Annotated in this window: 25 protein-coding genes; 2 read left to right on the forward strand and 23 right to left on the reverse strand. The window is 57.0% G+C overall.

The window, feature by feature from the left end:
* Positions 1–19 precede the first annotated feature (19 nt).
* The 11 genes from B3229_RS08140 to B3229_RS08190 form a co-directional block, all read right to left on the reverse strand.
* Positions 20–466 (reverse strand): phage virion morphogenesis protein, encoded by a 447-nt coding sequence (locus tag B3229_RS08140; protein ID WP_286870308.1) that lies wholly within the window; start codon positions 464–466, stop codon positions 20–22.
* Entirely contained in the window at positions 463–930 is a 468-nt protein-coding gene (locus tag B3229_RS08145; protein WP_286870309.1) for a phage tail protein, read from the reverse strand. Before B3229_RS08145 ends, B3229_RS08140 begins: the two co-directional genes overlap by 4 nt.
* Positions 863–1,150 (reverse strand): Rz1-like lysis system protein LysC, encoded by a 288-nt coding sequence (lysC, locus tag B3229_RS08150; RefSeq protein ID WP_286870405.1) that lies wholly within the window; start codon positions 1,148–1,150, stop codon positions 863–865. The genes B3229_RS08145 and lysC overlap by 68 nt, the downstream gene beginning before the upstream one ends.
* Positions 1,032–1,454 carry an Rz-like lysis system protein LysB gene (lysB, locus tag B3229_RS08155; RefSeq protein ID WP_286870310.1) on the reverse strand — a complete coding sequence of 141 codons (423 nt, stop codon included), beginning with the start codon at positions 1,452–1,454 and terminating at the stop codon, positions 1,032–1,034. Before lysB ends, lysC begins: the two co-directional genes overlap by 119 nt.
* The gene (locus B3229_RS08160; protein WP_286870311.1) at positions 1,451–1,960 is read right to left on the reverse strand and encodes a lysozyme; all 510 of its coding nucleotides are present in this window, start codon (positions 1,958–1,960) and stop codon (positions 1,451–1,453) included. Before B3229_RS08160 ends, lysB begins: the two co-directional genes overlap by 4 nt.
* Entirely contained in the window at positions 1,944–2,165 is a 222-nt protein-coding gene (locus B3229_RS08165; protein ID WP_096073700.1) for an HP1 family phage holin, read from the reverse strand. The genes B3229_RS08160 and B3229_RS08165 overlap by 17 nt, the downstream gene beginning before the upstream one ends.
* A gap of 2 nt (positions 2,166–2,167) precedes the next feature.
* Positions 2,168–2,371, reverse strand: coding sequence for a tail protein X (locus B3229_RS08170; protein ID WP_033755160.1), 204 nt, complete (start codon positions 2,369–2,371; stop codon positions 2,168–2,170).
* Positions 2,371–2,841 (reverse strand): head completion/stabilization protein, encoded by a 471-nt coding sequence (locus tag B3229_RS08175; RefSeq protein ID WP_286870312.1) that lies wholly within the window; start codon positions 2,839–2,841, stop codon positions 2,371–2,373. Before B3229_RS08175 ends, B3229_RS08170 begins: the two co-directional genes overlap by 1 nt.
* A gap of 92 nt (positions 2,842–2,933) precedes the next feature.
* Positions 2,934–3,602 carry a terminase endonuclease subunit gene (locus B3229_RS08180; protein WP_286870313.1) on the reverse strand — a complete coding sequence of 223 codons (669 nt, stop codon included), beginning with the start codon at positions 3,600–3,602 and terminating at the stop codon, positions 2,934–2,936.
* Positions 3,603–3,605: 3 nt separating this feature from the next.
* Positions 3,606–4,679: a phage major capsid protein, P2 family gene (locus tag B3229_RS08185; protein ID WP_286870314.1), complete on the reverse strand. Its 1,074-nt coding sequence runs from the start codon at positions 4,677–4,679 to the stop codon at positions 3,606–3,608.
* Between the two features lie 52 nt (positions 4,680–4,731).
* Positions 4,732–5,580 carry a GPO family capsid scaffolding protein gene (locus tag B3229_RS08190; protein ID WP_286870315.1) on the reverse strand — a complete coding sequence of 283 codons (849 nt, stop codon included), beginning with the start codon at positions 5,578–5,580 and terminating at the stop codon, positions 4,732–4,734.
* 144 nt (positions 5,581–5,724) lie between these two features.
* Here B3229_RS08190 and B3229_RS08195 point away from each other — a divergent pair, with 144 nt between their 5' ends.
* Together B3229_RS08195 and B3229_RS08200 are read left to right on the forward strand one after the other, a co-directional pair.
* Positions 5,725–7,488 (forward strand): terminase ATPase subunit family protein, encoded by a 1,764-nt coding sequence (locus B3229_RS08195; RefSeq protein WP_286870316.1) that lies wholly within the window; start codon positions 5,725–5,727, stop codon positions 7,486–7,488.
* Positions 7,488–8,525, forward strand: coding sequence for a phage portal protein (locus B3229_RS08200; RefSeq protein ID WP_286870317.1), 1,038 nt, complete (start codon positions 7,488–7,490; stop codon positions 8,523–8,525). The genes B3229_RS08195 and B3229_RS08200 overlap by 1 nt, the downstream gene beginning before the upstream one ends.
* 34 nt (positions 8,526–8,559) lie before the next feature.
* Here B3229_RS08200 and B3229_RS08205 read toward each other — a convergent pair whose 3' ends face one another.
* The 12 genes from B3229_RS08205 to B3229_RS08260 all read right to left on the reverse strand — a co-directional run bounded on the left by B3229_RS08205 (position 8,560) and on the right by B3229_RS08260 (position 16,221).
* Positions 8,560–9,300: an HIRAN domain-containing protein gene (locus B3229_RS08205; protein WP_286870318.1), complete on the reverse strand. Its 741-nt coding sequence runs from the start codon at positions 9,298–9,300 to the stop codon at positions 8,560–8,562.
* On the reverse strand, positions 9,293–10,210 hold the full coding sequence (locus B3229_RS08210) for a hypothetical protein (protein WP_286870319.1): 918 nt from the start codon (positions 10,208–10,210) through the stop codon (positions 9,293–9,295). The genes B3229_RS08205 and B3229_RS08210 overlap by 8 nt, the downstream gene beginning before the upstream one ends.
* 411 nt (positions 10,211–10,621) lie before the next feature.
* On the reverse strand, positions 10,622–10,879 hold the full coding sequence (locus B3229_RS08215) for a hypothetical protein (RefSeq protein WP_286870320.1): 258 nt from the start codon (positions 10,877–10,879) through the stop codon (positions 10,622–10,624).
* Positions 10,880–10,927: 48 nt separating this feature from the next.
* Positions 10,928–11,188 carry a DinI-like family protein gene (locus B3229_RS08220; RefSeq protein ID WP_286870321.1) on the reverse strand — a complete coding sequence of 87 codons (261 nt, stop codon included), beginning with the start codon at positions 11,186–11,188 and terminating at the stop codon, positions 10,928–10,930.
* Between the two features lie 19 nt (positions 11,189–11,207).
* The gene (locus B3229_RS08225) at positions 11,208–11,399 is read right to left on the reverse strand and encodes a hypothetical protein (RefSeq protein ID WP_033755131.1); all 192 of its coding nucleotides are present in this window, start codon (positions 11,397–11,399) and stop codon (positions 11,208–11,210) included.
* A 194-nt stretch (positions 11,400–11,593) separates the two neighbouring features.
* Positions 11,594–13,840, reverse strand: a complete 2,247-nt coding sequence (locus B3229_RS08230; protein WP_286870322.1) for a replication endonuclease — start codon at positions 13,838–13,840, stop codon at positions 11,594–11,596.
* Positions 13,837–14,700, reverse strand: a complete 864-nt coding sequence (locus tag B3229_RS08235; protein ID WP_286870323.1) for a DNA adenine methylase — start codon at positions 14,698–14,700, stop codon at positions 13,837–13,839. Before B3229_RS08235 ends, B3229_RS08230 begins: the two co-directional genes overlap by 4 nt.
* Positions 14,697–14,924: a TraR/DksA family transcriptional regulator gene (locus B3229_RS08240; protein ID WP_286870324.1), complete on the reverse strand. Its 228-nt coding sequence runs from the start codon at positions 14,922–14,924 to the stop codon at positions 14,697–14,699. Before B3229_RS08240 ends, B3229_RS08235 begins: the two co-directional genes overlap by 4 nt.
* Positions 14,924–15,151, reverse strand: a complete 228-nt coding sequence (locus B3229_RS08245; protein ID WP_286870325.1) for a DUF2732 domain-containing protein — start codon at positions 15,149–15,151, stop codon at positions 14,924–14,926. Before B3229_RS08245 ends, B3229_RS08240 begins: the two co-directional genes overlap by 1 nt.
* A 69-nt stretch (positions 15,152–15,220) precedes the next feature.
* On the reverse strand, positions 15,221–15,562 hold the full coding sequence (locus B3229_RS08250) for a DUF5347 family protein (RefSeq protein WP_286870326.1): 342 nt from the start codon (positions 15,560–15,562) through the stop codon (positions 15,221–15,223).
* Entirely contained in the window at positions 15,499–15,702 is a 204-nt protein-coding gene (locus tag B3229_RS08255; RefSeq protein WP_239315399.1) for a phage filamentation protein Fil family protein, read from the reverse strand. The genes B3229_RS08250 and B3229_RS08255 overlap by 64 nt, the downstream gene beginning before the upstream one ends.
* Before the next feature lie 9 nt (positions 15,703–15,711).
* Entirely contained in the window at positions 15,712–16,221 is a 510-nt protein-coding gene (locus B3229_RS08260; RefSeq protein ID WP_286870327.1) for a phage regulatory CII family protein, read from the reverse strand.
* Positions 16,222–16,236 lie beyond the last annotated feature (15 nt).

The raw sequence follows: 16,236 nt of genomic DNA on the forward strand, positions 1-16,236 counted from the left end.
GCCCTCTTTAGCCGAAAGCTTATTTTAGAATTGATATAATAACTTCCTCAATCATTTCTAAATCTTTTTCATTTAAACCCAGCAATGGACGGGCCTCATACTGTACTTCTTTCCCTTTACGTGACGGCCGATCGCGCAGGCCGTAATGGTGCACGCGTGCCATGCGCTGCACGTTGCCCGCAAACTCGATCACCGCCTCGCTGGCGCTCGCCTGCGTTTTCATGTATTTCGCCGTGCGCAGTTTGGCGAACATCTCGCGCTTGATGCGCCCCTTTTTGCTGCGTACCGGCTGCGCTTTTCGGGGCTTGAACGGCGTACCATCTGGTGCCCGCTGGCGCTTGATATTTTGCTGCTGACTGGCGCGCAGCTTGCGGCCAATGCTGCGCGCCATTTCTTTACGCGCCGGGGCTGACAGGCTGCTGATGAGCGCCTCCAGACGGTCGTTTACCAGCTGCAGGTCGCTCATGATTGCCACTCGCTGATGAGCTTACCGCCTGCGTAAAGCTGCAACGGCCGCGCATCGTTATCCGGCAGCGGATTCTCGCCAACGTGAGTGACGTGCAGCGCGCCGTCTGCCTGCTTCACGATCACGCGCTCGCTCAGTTGTAACTCTATGCTGATATCGCTGGTCGTGTCGCTGATCACGTCCGCTGTGAAGGTAAAGCCCGTCCGGCGCTTTTCCTCGGTTGCCATAATGTCAGGCTCATTTGTCCGCAGCCATTCAAGCAGCGGCACGATCAGCAGGTCGATATTGTCGGCGTAATCCGTAATCACCATGTTCAGCCGGTACTGATATTCAAACGACAGCGAGCTGGCAAGCGTCGAGACAATGCGCCCGCTGTCGATAAAGACGTTCAGCGCGTCAGGGTTTCGCTGCAGCTCCGGCACGCTGTCGGTCAGCGCCCGGCGCAGCTGTTGCGGTTTCAGCATCGTGTTCCTCCTGGCAATCTTTGATAATTTCGACCTGCAGCCCGCAGGCCGCGAGCGCCGCCTCAAGCTGGCGATTGTCCGCCGCCAGATCGCCGGCCGTTTTAAGGCTGTTTCCCGGCACCGGGCAGCTTGTCACGCGCGGACATCCAGTCCAGATAATCTCTGGCGCTGGCGAAGGCGGGGCGACTGTGCAGCCGGATAATGTCGTCAGGCAAAGCAGCAGCAGACCAGTCACGCAGTATCGGGTTCGCATCGGTTTCTCTCTGTATGTGCATTTCACGGTTCAGCGCGGCCGTGCTGGCGCGCCCCTGCATCAGCCGCAGCGCGGCCTCGCGTTTCTGGCTGGCCTTAGCATCAGCGTCCAGCCTGGCTATCGCCTTGTCGCGGCTCTCGATTCCCGCCGACAGCGTGCCGATGATGCGCTGCGCGCTGCTGAGATCCTCTTTTGCGACCTTCCACTGCCAGCCAGTTACGCCCAGCGCCAGCAGCGCCACGGCCAGCAGCCCCGCTATCAGGCGCGTCATTTCACACCCCGCAGGCAGTACGCCTTTTCCGCCGCGCGGCGGTTTTCCAGCCCGCGATTGCGCGCGCCGTTGACGTACACCCAGCGCGGCAGCTCATTGCAGGCATCAGCCCAGCGCTGCGCGTTGATGTGCCGGGCAAAGGTCGAGCCGCAGGCCGCGCGCACGCCGACGTTGAACGCAAAGGATACGGTCGCGTCGTAAACCGGTTGCGGCATATCAACCGGCATGCAGGCTCCGATCCCGCGTTCGACGCGCATCACGTCATAAACGAGATTAACCGCCGCCTGCCGCTCGCTGACCTGGCTGCGCGGCGTCACGCCTTCTGTGTGACCAATGCCGTTCGTCCAGACTCCGGCGCTGCACTGATACGGCGACGAGCGGCATCCTTCTGCGTTGGCGATAAGCGCCAGCCCTGCCTCGGAGGTTTGCAGGGTTTTGAACTGGGGCAGCAGCGCGGCGATAGCCAGCACCGCCACCACGGCGCAGCGCTTAGCGGTCTGGCTCAAGGCTCACCCCCCGCATGCGCTGCTGCAGCTCGTAGGTTTTGCGGCGGTAATGCCAGTTAATAAAAAACGTCGCCACGTTAATGACAACCGTGATAACGGCCACGCCCGAACCGACCATAAAGGCGATATCCTGTGGCGTATGACGGCCGAACCACATCAGAATCAGGCCAATCAGGTAATTGATCACAGAACTGATTTTTTCCATTTTTAGTCCCACAGGTTCACGCTTTCACCCGTTGAAGAGTCCGGCAGGTCTGGCAGCGTCACCTCGCAGCCGTGCGGCAGCACAGGCCCGCTTTCCGCAAGGCCCGGATTAGCCGCATAAACCAGCTCGACCGCCTGTCCCGTTCGCCCGTAATAGCGCTGGCAAATTTCGTCAACGGTATCGCCCTGCTGCGCGTAAACGTTCATCACAGCAGATCCACAATGCAGCCGGGCTTACCGGCGATGCGGCTGATACTGAATCGCGCGTCGCGCCAGTATTCGTCGGCGCTCGCCTCAACCTCGCCCGCCTTTTTCGTGCCGCTGGCGTCATAGCCGCGATAGCGCTCGACGATGGTTGCGGCGGTCAGGGCGCCGACGGCGGCAAGGTATGCCGTGACCTTTTCGCTTTCGCCGTCGAGTGATTCCGCAGGCACGTCAGCCAGCGCCTTATAGCCCGCAGTCGTCTGCGCGGCGCGCCAGTCGTACAACTCGGCGTTAACTTCTGAAATTGCCGTTTTCACGGCCAGACGCAGGCGCTGCGCCGTGACCGTTCCCTCATAGCGCAGCGACTCGCGCAGCTGCTGCAGGTCAACGTCAGGCCAGAAAAACGTATTCTTTACCGGCGGCTCGGCAGTCTCTGCCGGTCGCGGGGCGGGGATAACAACCGTGTTATTCATAATCGGCCTTTGAAATAGGTGGGCGGTGGAGGTCGGCGCAGACACTGAAAGTGCGTTGCCGTCCTGCCGCCCGTGCGCGGGGTCGCGTTCGGTCAGCGGCTGGCGATAGCCTGCTTTTTCATCGCCGCTCCCAGCCGCTCAATGTCTTTTTTGACGCCGCAGCCGTCGTGCAGCTGCTGCGCCCGTACAAGGTGGGTCATCGCCTCCGAAGCCCTGCCCGCATCGCGAAGCACATACCCGGTTATCTTGTGCAGCTTGGCGCGCACCTGATCGGGCATGTCTTCGGATTCCGTCATCGCAATCGTTGCCAGCAGCGGGCCAACATCGACCGGCTCTTTTGCCGTCCAGGCTCGCGTTGCCGCGCTTGCGACTTCCTCAGCCAGCAGATACGGCAGGCTGGCGCGCTTGAAGCCGTCAGGCGAGACAAGACCATGCGCCAGCGCGTACCGGGCGATTTCCAGCGCGCCGGTCACATCGCCCGCATCGAGCCGCCAGATCATGACGGTCATCAACACGGCATCCTGTGCGCCTTTGCCTTTCTCCAGTACGCCGGATACCCACGGCACGTACTCAGGCAGCAGCTGCCGCTTCATTTCCGCCTTGCGCTCGTTGGAGTGCACTTTCTTCAGGCGGCGCTTGTCGTCGTTCAGCTTGATGAGCATCTGCTCATAGCCGCTGGCGTGGCGCAGCGGGTTGTCGGCGTTCTGCGAGGCTTCAATCGCCTCCTGGCGCATGCGGTGACGTCGGGCAGGGCTTAACATGCGTTACGCCTCCGGGGTTGCCGGGGTTTCTACAGCCGCGCTGAACTCACCGACCTCGATGTTTTCAACCAGGCAACCGGCCGCGTAATCCTCGATCACGTAGTCCTCGTTGATGGACTCGTAATTTTCGATGCGGTCGCGCTTCGGCACCTCGTCAATCAGGCGGCGGTGCGTGCCTTCCTGCCAGTAAATCGACAGGTTATCCGGGCGGGTAATCATCAGCGCATTTGCCGGAAAATACGGCACGCGCACCGCTGGCAGGTTGCCGATGCGTTTCTGGCTGACGATGAGATCGGCGGCCAGCTGCTCGGTGTTGGCCTGCGACTGATTGACGATCGGGAAGTATTTGTCGGCCAGCAACTGACGGCCCACGATAACAACCAGCTCCGGGTCTTCCTGATACCACGGCTCGATCAAAGTGTTGGTTGCGTCCATTACCAGCGCGTCGAGGTTGGCGTAGTCGCCACCTTTGCCGACGCGGATTTTTGGAGACACTACGGCGCCGCTTTCGTCGGTGATTTTGCTCATCACACGCTCAGGCGCATCGTTACGGTACTTCTGCAGCCAGCCGACGGCCACGTCCTGCAGCATCGGGAACTTCAGACGGTTGGAGGTTTTTGCACGCTCTACACCGTTGAAGCCGATCATGATGCGGTCGAGCGCCTGGCGCTTCACGATGGCGTCACGCAGGCGGGCCTGAAAATCTTCATAGCGCGCCCACAGGTCGAGTGTGTTGTAGCGGATATGAAAGTCATAGTTGACCTGGACGCACTCATAACCCTGCTTATCCAGCGCGGCAAAGTCAGCGGTTTCGCGCTCATCGCCGCCTGCCGTGTCGGTCGTGCTGGCAATCGAGCCGGACACGCCGATCCCGATTTTCTCGCCCTTCATTTCTGACACCGGCACGATGTTGACGCGGGTCAGAAAGGCAGACGACTCCTGCACGCGGTTCATCAGGGTCTGCGTGACCGACGGCTCTACGGTGAACTTTTTGTTCATGTCGTCGGTTTCCACGCCGTTCAGCTCGGCGAGGCGGGTCATAAACTGGTTAAACTTGAAGCGGGTATTCTTGCGCATTGGCGTTCCTGTTTATCTCTGTGTTGGGTTTTAACGTTCAGGCCACGCCTGATTAACAGTCGGTCTGGGCGCCGGACTTCGGATCGCTGCCGGTTGACGCCGGACGGCGGGTAAAGCTGCCGTCGGTCTGCGACAGCTGCCCTTGCAGCTCTGCGAAAGCGGCGCGGTCTTCCCCGGCCTGCTGTTCGATGGCTTCCAGACGCTCGTTAACTGACTGCTCCAGCGCAGACAGCTTCTGCATCTGGCTCTCCGCGTTCAGCTGCACCTGCTCGGCAACAACTGTTACCGCTGCGCTGACATCGGCGAATTGTTCGCTGTCAGTTTTTTTCCTGGCCGAGAACATGGCGGCAATACGCTCCAGCAGTTTCGGAGCTGGATCGGCAACCTCTTCAAACTCGATCACGGTTTCTTCAGCGGCGGTGAACAGGTTGCCTTTGTCCTGCTTGCGCGACGCCAGCGGGTTAACTTTGGCCGTGGCGCTGAAGCTCAAAATTTCTGTGCCGAGGCTCGCCGGGTCGTCGGTCACAGCCAGACCAACCAGATACGCCTCGCCCGTGTCGGCGAACTCAGGTTTAACTTCGATGGAGGTATAGATTTTCTGGCGCGCCCTGGTCAGCTCGACCAGCTCAGGCGTCGGATCAATCCATCCATACAGCGCCAGCTTGCCCTTGAGCGGGCCGTCGCCGATTTCTTCAGCCTCGACGGCGGTCACGTCGCCGAAGCGGCGGAAAGTGCTGTCAGCGGCATAGCCCCGGATATGCTCCATGTTGACGCGGGCGCCATACATGTTCGGGTCGTAGTTTTTCGCCATCTGCGAAATCCAGTCGCGGGAAATCACGCGGCCGTCAGTGGTTGCGCCTTCAACTGCGATACGAAAACGCTTTGATTTGATTGCTGCCATTAATCAGGCTCCGGTCAGGGTGTTGGGTCGGTTCGGGGCCAGTTTCCCCGCAGCACCTCAATCCCTCAACGAATGCCAGACCGCTGATGCATCAGCAAACAGAGACAGCAGGCGCGCCATTTTCGGCGCCGGTAGCCTTGCTGCATGAACATGACACCGACCACCATCATCAGCGATCCGCGCCGTCAGGCCGCGCTGCTTTACTGGCAGGGTTATTCCGTGCGCCAGATTGCGGAGACGCTCAAACAGAAAACGCCAACCGTGCAGAGCTGGAAGCTGCGCGACGCGTGGGATGACGTTGCGCCCATCAGTCGCGTGGAATCCAGCATGGAAGCCCGGTTGATTCAGCTCATCATGAAAGAGGTCAAAGGGAATGGTGACTACAAGGAGATAGATGCGCTCGGCCGTCAGATTGAGCGCCTTGCCCGCGTTGAGCGCTACCGCAGCAGCGGCAACGAGGCGGACTTAAACCCGAACGTGCGCAACCGCAATAAGGGCGAGCGCCAGCCGCCGGCTAAAAACGTTTTCAGCGATGAACAGACGGAGAAACTTACCGGGCTGTTTATGGATGGCTGCTTTGAGTATCAGCTCAACTGGCACAAGGCCGGATTAACTCATCGCATCCGCAACATTCTGAAGTCTCGCCAGATAGGCGCGACGTTCTACTTTGCCCGCGAGGCGCTGATAGATGCGCTCACCACCGGCCGCAATCAGATTTTTTTGTCAGCCAGCAAGGCGCAGGCGCACGTCTTTAAAAACTACATCCTCGACTTTGCCCGGCAGGCAGACGTTGACCTGAAAGGCGATCCCATCGTGCTGCCAAACGGCGCGCGGCTGATATTCCTCGGCACGAACGTGCGCACCGCGCAGAGCTATACCGGCAACCTGTACCTGGATGAATATTTCTGGATCCCGAAATTTCAGGAGCTGCGCAAGGTCGCCAGCGGCATGTCACTGCACAAGAAATGGCGCACCACCTACTTTTCTACACCGTCGAGCCTGTCACACAGCGCCTATCCGTTCTGGTCGGGCGCGCTGTTCAACAAAGGACGCCGCAGCAAAGATGACCGCATAGAGATTGACCTCTCGCATTCGCACCTGGCGAAGGGCGCGCTGTGCGGTGACGGCCAGTGGCGCCAGATTGTCACGGTTGAGGACGCGCTGACCGGCGGCTGCAACCTGTTCGACATTGACCAGCTGCAGCTGGAGTACAGCCCGGCGGAGTATCAGAACCTGCTAATGTGTGAATTTGTCGACGACGAGGCGAGCGTGTTCCCGTTTGCCGAGCTGCAAAGCTGCATGATCGACAGCCTGGAGGAGTGGGAAGACTTTAACCCGTACCTGCCGCGCCCGTTTGCTTACCGCCCGGTCTGGATCGGCTATGACCCGTCGCACACCGGCGACAGTGCAGGCTGCGCCGTCATCGCGCCGCCGGTTGTGGCGGGCGGTAAGTTTCGCGTGCTGGAGCGCCACCAGTGGCGCGGCATGGACTTTGCCGCGCAGGCGAAATCCATTGAGGACTTAACGAAAAAGTACACCGTGGAATATATCGGCGTTGATGCAACCGGCATCGGGCAGGGCGTCTTCCAGCTGGTACGCCAGTTTTACCCGGCGGCACGCGAAATCAAATACTCGCCGGAGGTGAAAACCGCAATGGTGCTGAAGGCAAAGGACACCATCAGCAGCGGGCGCCTTGAGTATGACGCCGGGGCGACGGATATCACGCAGTCTTTTATGGCGATCCGCAAAACCATGACGGCCAGCGGCAATCGCTCAACCTACGAGGCGAGCCGCAGCGAAGAAGCCAGCCACGCCGACGTTGCCTGGGCAATTATGCACGCCCTCTTAAACGAACCGCTTACCGCAGCCAGCGGCGGCGCCAGCCCCTCAATTCTGGAGTTTTACTAATGAGCAAACGCAGGGGCCGCAAGGCCCATACCGCCACCGCGCAGCCGGCACAGGCAACCGCACCACAGCAGCACGCCGAGGCGTTTACCTTCGGCGAGCCAACGCCGGTCATGGACAAGCGCGACATTCTGGATTACGCCGAGTGCATCGGTAACGGGCGCTGGTATGAGCCGCCGGTCAGCTTTCACGGGCTGGCGAAAAGCCTGCGCGCGGCCGTTCACCACAGCTCGCCGATTTACGTTAAGCGCAACATTCTGGCCTCAACCTTCATTCCGCACCCGATGATGAGCCAGCAGGAATTCAGCAAATTTGCCCTGGACTATCTGGTTTTCGGTAACGCCTTCGCGGAGATGCGCCGCAACGGGCTGGGCAAGCCGCTGCGCCTTGAGACGTCGCCGGCTAAATTTACCCGCAAGGGGATCGCCGACGGGGTTTACTGGTTTGTGAACGACTGGAAGGAGCCGCACGAATTTTCCGCCGGCCGCGTGTTTCATCTGCTGGAGCCGGATATCAATCAGGAGCTGTACGGCCTGCCTGAATACCTCAGCGCGCTTAACTCCGCCTGGCTGAATGAGGCGGCGACGCTGTTCCGCCGCAAGTACTACCAGAACGGGGCGCACGCCGGTTACATCCTCTACATGACCGACGCAGCGCAGAGCAGCAGCGACGTTGACCGGATGCGCCAGGCGATGCGCGACACGAAAGGGCTGGGCAATTTCCGAAACTTGTTCATGTACGCACCGAACGGCAAGCCGGACGGCATCAAGATTTTGCCGCTCAGCGAGGTGGCGACGAAAGACGATTTCTTTAACATCAAGAAGGCCAGCCGCGACGATTTGCTCAGCGCGCACCGCGTGCCGCCGCAGATGATGGGGATTATCCCGGACAACTCCGGCGGGTTCGGTGACGCGGTGAAGGCATCGCAGGTGTTCGTGCGTAACGAGCTGACGCCGCTGCAGGAGCGGATGAGGGAAATTAACGACTGGATTGGTGAGGAAGTGATTGTTTTTAGAAGTTATGAATTAACCGCAGCATGAAAAAAGGGTTCACCATCTGGTGAACCCTTCAACTTTAGTCAATCACATCAAACTCATTGTGCAGACTAAAAAGCTCTCTCTGAGAAGTAGACGCATACCCGGAAATCTTGCACAACAAACGATAGTTATGCGGTGCATCGTTGCTAATTTTCTCAACCGCAAGCGACACTGACTGAGGGTCATTAAGCAGCAGGCTTTTGATTAATTTGGCAAAGTATCTCGGGCAATATCCTACAATCTCAGCAGGTTGATCAGCTCGAACCACTACGGCTTCAGAATCAAAAGCGTTTTGCAGATCTAAACTCAGTTTCAGCATCTCACCCGGTTTCAATTTAGAAACTCGTTCGTTCGCACTGTCGGTAAGATAACCAAGGCCATGAAGGAAGAAACAGTGCTCAAAGCTGCCGTCTTCTTCTAGTTCGATTTTTTTAAAGATTTGCAGATTGTCGGTGCTTCGCATGCCACCCGTGCGGGCCAAAATATCAATGGGCTTAGCTTTTTCATCCTCAAAACCTAACCATGACATGAAGCGAGGATACTCTGGTCGTCTTGGAGAAAGCAGGCGGTTTTTGAACAAAGGGAATAGTTCCTCTGATACATAGGTCTCGCTTACATCTTTCATCCCGCTAAATTTAGTGAATTTAGGCGATGATAGCGCCCCTTTTGTATATTTGAAGACATAACCCGATTTACGCGCTTGCAAATTACCCACAACATGCCAGGCGCGAGTATCTGGTTCCTGCCAGGCAACATAAACTGAGTTAGTGTTATTCATCTTCTAAAAGCCTTCTTCTGTTTTCCACAACCATCAAGGCAGCAAACTCTCGGGCACTTTCAGAAATGCATTCTGAAGGCACGTCGTTGAAAACCTTAGCTATGGATTCTTCCGACAAACTGTGCAGCCGAGAAACCCAGTGTTGGCTAGCTGCTTCTCTGCCAACGACAGATTGCCTGTATGCATCAATGGTAAGCAGCGGTCTTTTGTCTGTTTTTATTTTGAAAAGTTCAGACCTTGCTTTCCTGACAAAACAGGGTATCTGACGGTTTTTATCGCGACTGCTAAGTCGTTCTTGACGCTCAGCGTCAACCATCTCTCTACCTAAACTGGCTGCATGATCGTATGTAGGACATAAGAATTGTTCTCCAGTTTCATTATTGAGCATGATAGCCCAATTTTCATGATGCCTGTCTTGGTTACTTATCAATGTATCGAGCATAAGATAACCGCAAAAAACATCAGCAGCATTAAGACCGGCAAGATCATAAGGGCTAACGGGAGGCTTTACTGCATCCCTATCTAAGCAAGCCAGAACTCTGCTGACGGTATGCTCCCTTACACGAACAGGCTTCTCGTCGTCCTGTATGGGTTGAGGATAATCGGTCGAAGTACTATGTAATACCTCATTTCCCATCACCATACGAAACTGCTTAGGAATCATGTTTGGCGACATGATTCCGAGTCGGCCATGTGCTTGCGCCAGTTCATACTCAGCATGCGGGATACCTAATAAATGACACAACTCTGCCGCACATTTTTCAGACCAATGCTCACCCGTATTTTCTCGTGAGTATTTGAACAGCCACGGATTATTTTCATCGCCGTAAGGGAACCAAAACTTCTCTTTTGTCCCTAACTGCTCAATGTCGTTAGCTACGGGTGTTATCTGAATGAAATCATATGGCATTAGACGTCCCTGCATGCTTCATCTGAAATTGAGGGCCGTCATTTTACATTCAACCAGGATAAATCCCAACCGGTATGACTTTAGCACAATACTGTTTTTATATACAGATGTCGACGCCTTGATTTCAACCAAAATGCACGCGCGCTCAGACGCATTGTGCGGGCTTTTCCCGTTTCGCCCCCCTGTGATTTGCCCGCAACCGCTGCGCCCGCCTCCGTGGCGCTGGCGCATCCTCCGCATACATGTTTGCACCCCTCGCGCGCAATGCTATCCCCGCCACGCCTGCCCGCTTTGTGCATCGCTTTTAATGCAGTTGCATCAGACAAAAAAAACGAGGCCAGCACTGGCCCCGTCGCATGTTTTCAGCTGTGGTAATCGCATGCAGATCCATGCACGTTATGCATGCATAGCTCACTGCAGCTTAAAATCGTCTGCCGACACCGGCTTAAAGGTGCTCTTTGGCTCCAGGCTATTTAGAAAAAGGATACCCTGGTGAAGCGAAACGGGCTGAGGCAACTCAATGATGAAAACAAAATCGTATGTCCGGCCGAGCCAGTACCCGCCGCCGCTTTCTTTGGATCTTTGAAAAAAGACCCATTCGCCCGGCGTGTAATAAGTTAGCGACTCGCCACGATGCACGATTTTGAATTTATCTGCACTTTTAGCCATAGCCTAACGCCTCGCAATGCTCGTTGTTCAACTCTGCCGCCGCCAAAATCAAGCTTTTGACGTTGGCAGAGTTATCTCTATCAGCCAGCTTTCATCTTCCCACACGTTCTGCAACAGCTCGCTCACGCGTCTTCTGTCCTCATCGAGCTTTAAGTCCGGCATTTCTATTCTTGTATGATTACCTTGGCGCACTTGCACCTCGGCGTCGGGGAAAAGAGCGCAAACGCGGCGGCTAACCTCTGCATCAAAAGCATCTATTACTGGCTGGCTTATCTTTTGATTTTTATCGAGCATGATTTCTATTCGCATACAGTCGTAATCTCGCTCGTTATTCTTCAAACGGCACGGCCGAAAACACCACCGAAAACTGCTTGTTAGTTATCGAGGTGTTCCGCGCTATCTCAGCAATGAGATTTAAAGCAATCACTCTATCCCGCTCTCTGCAGATCCCTTCTGATGTAAGCCTCGCTATCAGCTCTACACGCTCAAGCATTACCCGCTCTTTTAAAACGTTATCCATGCGCCCTCCCCTATAAATATACTGTCTATTTATACAGTAGCACAGGCTCCAGAATCTTCGAAAGAAAAATGTCTCACTAAAAAGCACTTTTTATCTACCTGATATAGATGTGTTTTATTGATTTCTCACCTCTGTCGCCTAAAACCGCATTTACATCAAACTTTTGTCAATGCTTTACCAAAACACCCCTTCAATCAGGCTTTGTTAGACCTGACCAATTCGGCGAGTCTGTTAAATCTTTCTAATATTCCTGCCTTATCGGCCTTAACTTTTGGCCGGAACAGGTCGCCATAAGCCGAGCTGCGGAACAGGCGGCCGCCGATTTTGGTCTGCGTGCCACCAATCAGGCGCACGGCCAGCCCGCGGCTGATGGTTTCACCGCATAAATCCTTCACCTGGCCTATCACGTTATCGCACGCGGCCTCGATTTTGTCCGACCGCCTCAGCTGCAGGTGACGCTTTTCTGGCTCCTGCGCCCTGATCCGGCTCAGCAGCTGCCGCCGTTCTCTTCTGCTCATGCCGTCCAGGTCGATATTGTCGAAACTTTCCGGCGGGTTCGAATCCTCAGATCTCAATCCCCCCGTACAGTTATTGACAGAACTCCGAGAGGACGCGGACGCGTCCTTAAATTCAAAACCCAAATCAACGGCACGTTTCGGCACAATCTTCCACTGTGCGAGACGGGTGAGGATCGGCGTATCTTCGCCAACTTCAGTTGCATAAACGCCCTTAATGCGCACGGTTTCCTCGCCGTACTCGTTCACGTCTTCGCTGGCCTGATACCAGGTGCGCACGGCCAGCTCGTCGCGGCGCACGAACGGGCCGCCTTGTGCGTTAACGTATCCTGCCCAGTCTCCCGCGTCGGCGGCGTCATGCGCGGCCGCAAACTCAACGCTGAGGCCGTGTGCGGTATCGCTGTCTGCCATGCGGCGCAGCTCGCGGTAAACCGTCACCGGCGCGCCGCCCACAAACTGGAATTGCCGGATGTGCCAGCGGGCCGCCCAGGCGGAAACGGCCGAGGCGGTTTCCTTCAGGTCTTTGCCGCTTTCGTCGTCCGTCTCGCCGTCCAGCGCGTAGCCGTCGATATTTTTGGAAATGTACTTAGCGACGTAGCCCGTCGCGCTACCCTTCTCCGGGTCGATAGCCTCCGCATGAAAGCGGGCCTTGCGGGCCTTGTCGGTCGTCAGCTCGCTACTGTCTTCCTGCCATGCGTAGTCGCGCATAATCTCGCGCACGCGCTCAACCTGTTCGGGACGCATGAACATCAGCATGTGCCAGTGCGGGGTCGCGTCGTGATGAGGCTCGGCAACGCGGATCCCGAAGATACGGATTTCCTCACGGTGCAGCTTGGCGCGAATTTTTTGCCAGACGCTGCAGAGATAGCGCTGAGTGTCGGCAGGGCTGGCGCCGTTCCATTTGCGGTTGCGATGACCGCTTTTGATTGTGGCGTGATAGCGCGCCGGGGCGGTCAGCGTGTAGAACTCGCCGATAAAGCCCATCTCGTTGCAGATGTTTTCGAAGCCGCGAATACGGGTCATCAGCTCGCAGCGGCGGATCGCCGGGTTGGCTACGCTGCCGTCGTACTTCTCGATCAGGCTGATGCGGTTGCCTTCCTCGTCTTCCAGCTCCATGCCTTTCAGAAACTCACGGGTGCGGCGCTTCTGCTCGCGCCACTCGGAGACGGTCATGCTGCTGGCGTAGGGGGTATGCTTTTTGCTGACGTTAGCCAGGGCGATCTGCAGATGCTCACGCCATGACGCGGCGACGCGGCGCAGGCGGCCTTTCCACCACTTCTCGGTCTGCATGCGCATGATCGCCGGGGTCACTTCCTCCGGGTCGAACAGGCGGGACGTGACCTTTTCCCACAGCGGCGGCGTCTGGCTCAGCTCGCGGGTGATAGTGGCGGCGGTCATGTAAACGCGGTGCGTATACCGGTAATCCGACTCGTCGCTGGCCTGCGCGTGCGCCTGGACTAATTCAGCCAGGATGAAATTAGCCACATCCCCGGCCAGCAGATCGACGTCAGCGCGCGCCATATCCGGCAGGCGGTTAAAGCGGCGCATCAGCTCCCACAGCGTGCCGGCCGCGCTGGCCGCGCCAGTCTGTTGCGCGGCATTGCCTGCAAGCAGGTTAAACGTGCCGCTGCTCATTTCGCCGAGGCGGTACTGCTCACTGACGCATTCAACGCGTGGCAATGTGCGCTCAACAAAGGTTTTTGCTAAGTACGCATTGGCACGGGCAATGCCCTGGGTCTTTTCAAGCTCGCTGACGCGGCGCTTAACGTCGAGCTGGATCAGCGTCGGCTGCTTTTCCAGTAGCTCCTGTGCACGCGCCAAAGCCGCAATCATCTGACTGCGGCTGTGCATTTCCTCATAGGTGGGATATGGGCTGGCGATGGCTTCCCGTGGAGCATTCCACGGGTAAGCGTATTCCTGAATCATTGAACCGCCTGCACTTCTGCAGACCAGCCAGCGCCTGCCGCCGGATCAACACTGACAAATACTGCGCTCTCCTGCGGACGGCGCACGGCGATGATTTCCGAGGCTCGCTTGCCCTCACCGGCGGCAACGCCAACCGAGCGGGCTACGCTGATTTTGGTAATGTCGAAATCGCGCAGGATGCTGCGGGTGTAGAAGGTATCGCTGTTTGAAACGACAACCGGACAGCGCTCCGAGACGCCGAGCAACATGCTGACAAGATCGTGATGCTCATCCTTGTCAAAGCCCGCCGAGTGATAGTCCGAAAACGTCCCGTCATACGGCGGATCGCAGTACACCACGTCGCCAGCTTTAGTCAGGCGCAGCGTCTCGCGGAAGTCAGCGCAGATAAACGTCGCACGCTGCGCCTTTTCCGCGAATGCCTCAATCTCAGCCAGCGGAAAATAGGGTTTTGCATAATTGCCGAAAGGGATATTGAACTCGCCGCGACGGTTGTAACGGCACAGGCCGCGATAGCCGTTGCGGTTCAGGTACAGGAAGTGCGCGGCGCGCTCCAGCAGGGGCAGCGCCGGGTTGTGATTAAACGCCTCCCGTACAGCGTAATAGCTTTCCCCGGTCTGGTTCTGATTGAACAGGCTGGCCGCCACAACGATAAAGGGGCGGGCGTGCTCTTTTATCTGGCGGTACAGGTTGATCAGGTCGGGGTTGATATCCGCAACCAGATAGGAGGGGTAATCGGTGCTCATCATTACCGCGCAGGAACCGGCGAAGGGCTCGACCAGCCGATCACCTGCTGGCAGGTGCGTCAGCAGCTCCGGCATTACGCGGGACTTGCTGCCTGCCCATTTGAGGATGGTGCTCATGCCGCACCGCCTTTTGAAACTTTCGCGTACCGTTCAGCCATGTCCTGACAGCTGACGCACCGGGTAACGCCACGCACGGCGCGGCGGCGCTGTTCCGGGATCGGGGCGTCACAGTCTTCGCAGAATGAAGCCGCAACGCTGACCGGGCGGTTAACTACGCTGGCGATGTTACGTGCCAGCAGCTCTTCGGCGCGTGCCTGCGCCATGTCCATTGAATCGGCCATTAGTGCAGCTCCTGTGATTCGTTCTGATAACGCTCTGCCTCGCGGCGGATCAGGTCGGCAGCTTCGATGCCGGAAAGCCCTCGCTGATGTACGTGCAAGGCCAGCTCAACAAGGCGCTCAGACACGGCCAGCGCGCGGTCTTTGCGCTCTTCAATGCGCGCCCTGGTGATGACTGCGGCCAGCGCCTCGGTATCAGCATCAAAATTAAATTTCTCGATATTTCGCATTTCACTTTCTCCAGAATTTAGGCAAAAGAATGCCCGGCGGGTGTACGCCATTTATTTGCTTGGGGTTAATTAATTAGGCAGAGCCATTCGCTTCGGAAATAAACTCACGACTGCTTTTAGATGATTCATTGCACGAATAAGCGCCGCTCTTTCATCAGTAGTCAGTTCACTAAATTCAGCGGCGTGCCTGTCTTTACCGATGTTTGCCAGGAAGAGAATCGCGCTCAGTGCGCGCTTGTTGTCCTGATAATTACTGTCTTTCACATCGCGCATTTCAGAAAAGAAGCGAGCCATGTCTTTTTCACAGTTGCCGCCCATCAGCTGCGCGCGGATTAAGGCAACGTGATTCAGCGCCGAAACCCGTTGGCCGGCAGTAAGCTCGACCAGCATTGAATCGCCTTCGATAGCCATGTTTTACCTCTTTGCTCTTTTACCTGTACCTGCTGGCTCAGTACCGGATGCCAGCGCTTACCGTTCTCGCCCATAATCCAGCCATGTCCGTATGACATTGACGGACTCTGGCGCTTGAGGCGTGCCGCAAATGAAATCATCGTGCGCCCTCAGCTGATGCCAATCGAAGCACCTAGCCCGCTGATAGCGTCAACGGTTGAGGCTAAAGTCGGGTTAGAGTGAACGCGATTCTGCACGGCCAGCGCGGCCAGCATCATGCAGCGGATCCCGGTATTGGCAGCTTCAAGAATGCCGCGACGGCAGGTTGCCGTAATGCGCTCCGGGTTCGCGGCGTTAGCGGCCATATGCCCGACTTCGGCGGTCGCCTTCAGCACATACGCCGGAAACTTCTCTTTTGCCAGCTCATTAACCGGCACGCACGGCAGACACTGCAGCTGCGCCAGCATGCCGTCCATCAGCGTGGCGTCCTCTGTCAGATCGGTGAGCAACAGCACTTCAGGAACGGTCAGCTGATGCACCTGCTCCGGGTTAAGCTTGTTGCGCAGGGTCTGCACTTTCATACCTGCCCGCTGCGCCAGCTCCGTCATGTTGTGCGTGAGTGCAAACTTGCGGCAGGCGTCGTCATAGTGGTTATGGGTGGAAGTCTTAAAATCAAACATGTGCGAATCTCCCTA

Origin of the sequence: Pantoea sp. UBA5035 (genome assembly GCF_002415245.1) — a bacterium.
Lineage (GTDB): Bacteria > Pseudomonadota > Gammaproteobacteria > Enterobacterales > Enterobacteriaceae > Pantoea > Pantoea septica.

Bases quoted from the DNA above. Each gene is read 5' to 3' on its own strand.
- B3229_RS08210 (WP_286870319.1), bottom strand. From the start codon at position 10,210: ATGCCATATGATTTCATTCAGATAACACCCGTAGCTAACGACATTGAG.
- B3229_RS08220 (WP_286870321.1), bottom strand. From the start codon at position 11,188: ATGCGAATAGAAATCATGCTCGATAAAAATCAAAAGATAAGCCAGCCA.
- B3229_RS08230 (WP_286870322.1), bottom strand. From the start codon at position 13,840: ATGATTCAGGAATACGCTTACCCGTGGAATGCTCCACGGGAAGCCATC.
- B3229_RS08205 (WP_286870318.1), bottom strand. From the start codon at position 9,300: ATGAATAACACTAACTCAGTTTATGTTGCCTGGCAGGAACCAGATACT.
- B3229_RS08215 (WP_286870320.1), bottom strand. From the start codon at position 10,879: ATGGCTAAAAGTGCAGATAAATTCAAAATCGTGCATCGTGGCGAGTCG.
- B3229_RS08245 (WP_286870325.1), bottom strand. From the start codon at position 15,151: ATGCGAAATATCGAGAAATTTAATTTTGATGCTGATACCGAGGCGCTG.
- B3229_RS08235 (WP_286870323.1), bottom strand. From the start codon at position 14,700: ATGAGCACCATCCTCAAATGGGCAGGCAGCAAGTCCCGCGTAATGCCG.
- B3229_RS08200 (WP_286870317.1), top strand. From the start codon at position 7,488: ATGAGCAAACGCAGGGGCCGCAAGGCCCATACCGCCACCGCGCAGCCG.
- B3229_RS08175 (WP_286870312.1), bottom strand. From the start codon at position 2,841: ATGAATAACACGGTTGTTATCCCCGCCCCGCGACCGGCAGAGACTGCC.
- B3229_RS08260 (WP_286870327.1), bottom strand. From the start codon at position 16,221: ATGTTTGATTTTAAGACTTCCACCCATAACCACTATGACGACGCCTGC.
- B3229_RS08225 (WP_033755131.1), bottom strand. From the start codon at position 11,399: ATGGATAACGTTTTAAAAGAGCGGGTAATGCTTGAGCGTGTAGAGCTG.
- B3229_RS08140 (WP_286870308.1), bottom strand. From the start codon at position 466: ATGAGCGACCTGCAGCTGGTAAACGACCGTCTGGAGGCGCTCATCAGC.
- B3229_RS08195 (WP_286870316.1), top strand. From the start codon at position 5,725: ATGAACATGACACCGACCACCATCATCAGCGATCCGCGCCGTCAGGCC.
- B3229_RS08250 (WP_286870326.1), bottom strand. From the start codon at position 15,562: ATGGCTATCGAAGGCGATTCAATGCTGGTCGAGCTTACTGCCGGCCAA.
- B3229_RS08190 (WP_286870315.1), bottom strand. From the start codon at position 5,580: ATGGCAGCAATCAAATCAAAGCGTTTTCGTATCGCAGTTGAAGGCGCA.
- B3229_RS08165 (WP_096073700.1), bottom strand. From the start codon at position 2,165: ATGGAAAAAATCAGTTCTGTGATCAATTACCTGATTGGCCTGATTCTG.
- B3229_RS08170 (WP_033755160.1), bottom strand. From the start codon at position 2,371: ATGAACGTTTACGCGCAGCAGGGCGATACCGTTGACGAAATTTGCCAG.
- B3229_RS08240 (WP_286870324.1), bottom strand. From the start codon at position 14,924: ATGGCCGATTCAATGGACATGGCGCAGGCACGCGCCGAAGAGCTGCTG.
- B3229_RS08185 (WP_286870314.1), bottom strand. From the start codon at position 4,679: ATGCGCAAGAATACCCGCTTCAAGTTTAACCAGTTTATGACCCGCCTC.
- B3229_RS08255 (WP_239315399.1), bottom strand. From the start codon at position 15,702: ATGATTTCATTTGCGGCACGCCTCAAGCGCCAGAGTCCGTCAATGTCA.
- B3229_RS08180 (WP_286870313.1), bottom strand. From the start codon at position 3,602: ATGTTAAGCCCTGCCCGACGTCACCGCATGCGCCAGGAGGCGATTGAA.
- B3229_RS08145 (WP_286870309.1), bottom strand. From the start codon at position 930: ATGCTGAAACCGCAACAGCTGCGCCGGGCGCTGACCGACAGCGTGCCG.
- lysB (WP_286870310.1), bottom strand. From the start codon at position 1,454: ATGACGCGCCTGATAGCGGGGCTGCTGGCCGTGGCGCTGCTGGCGCTG.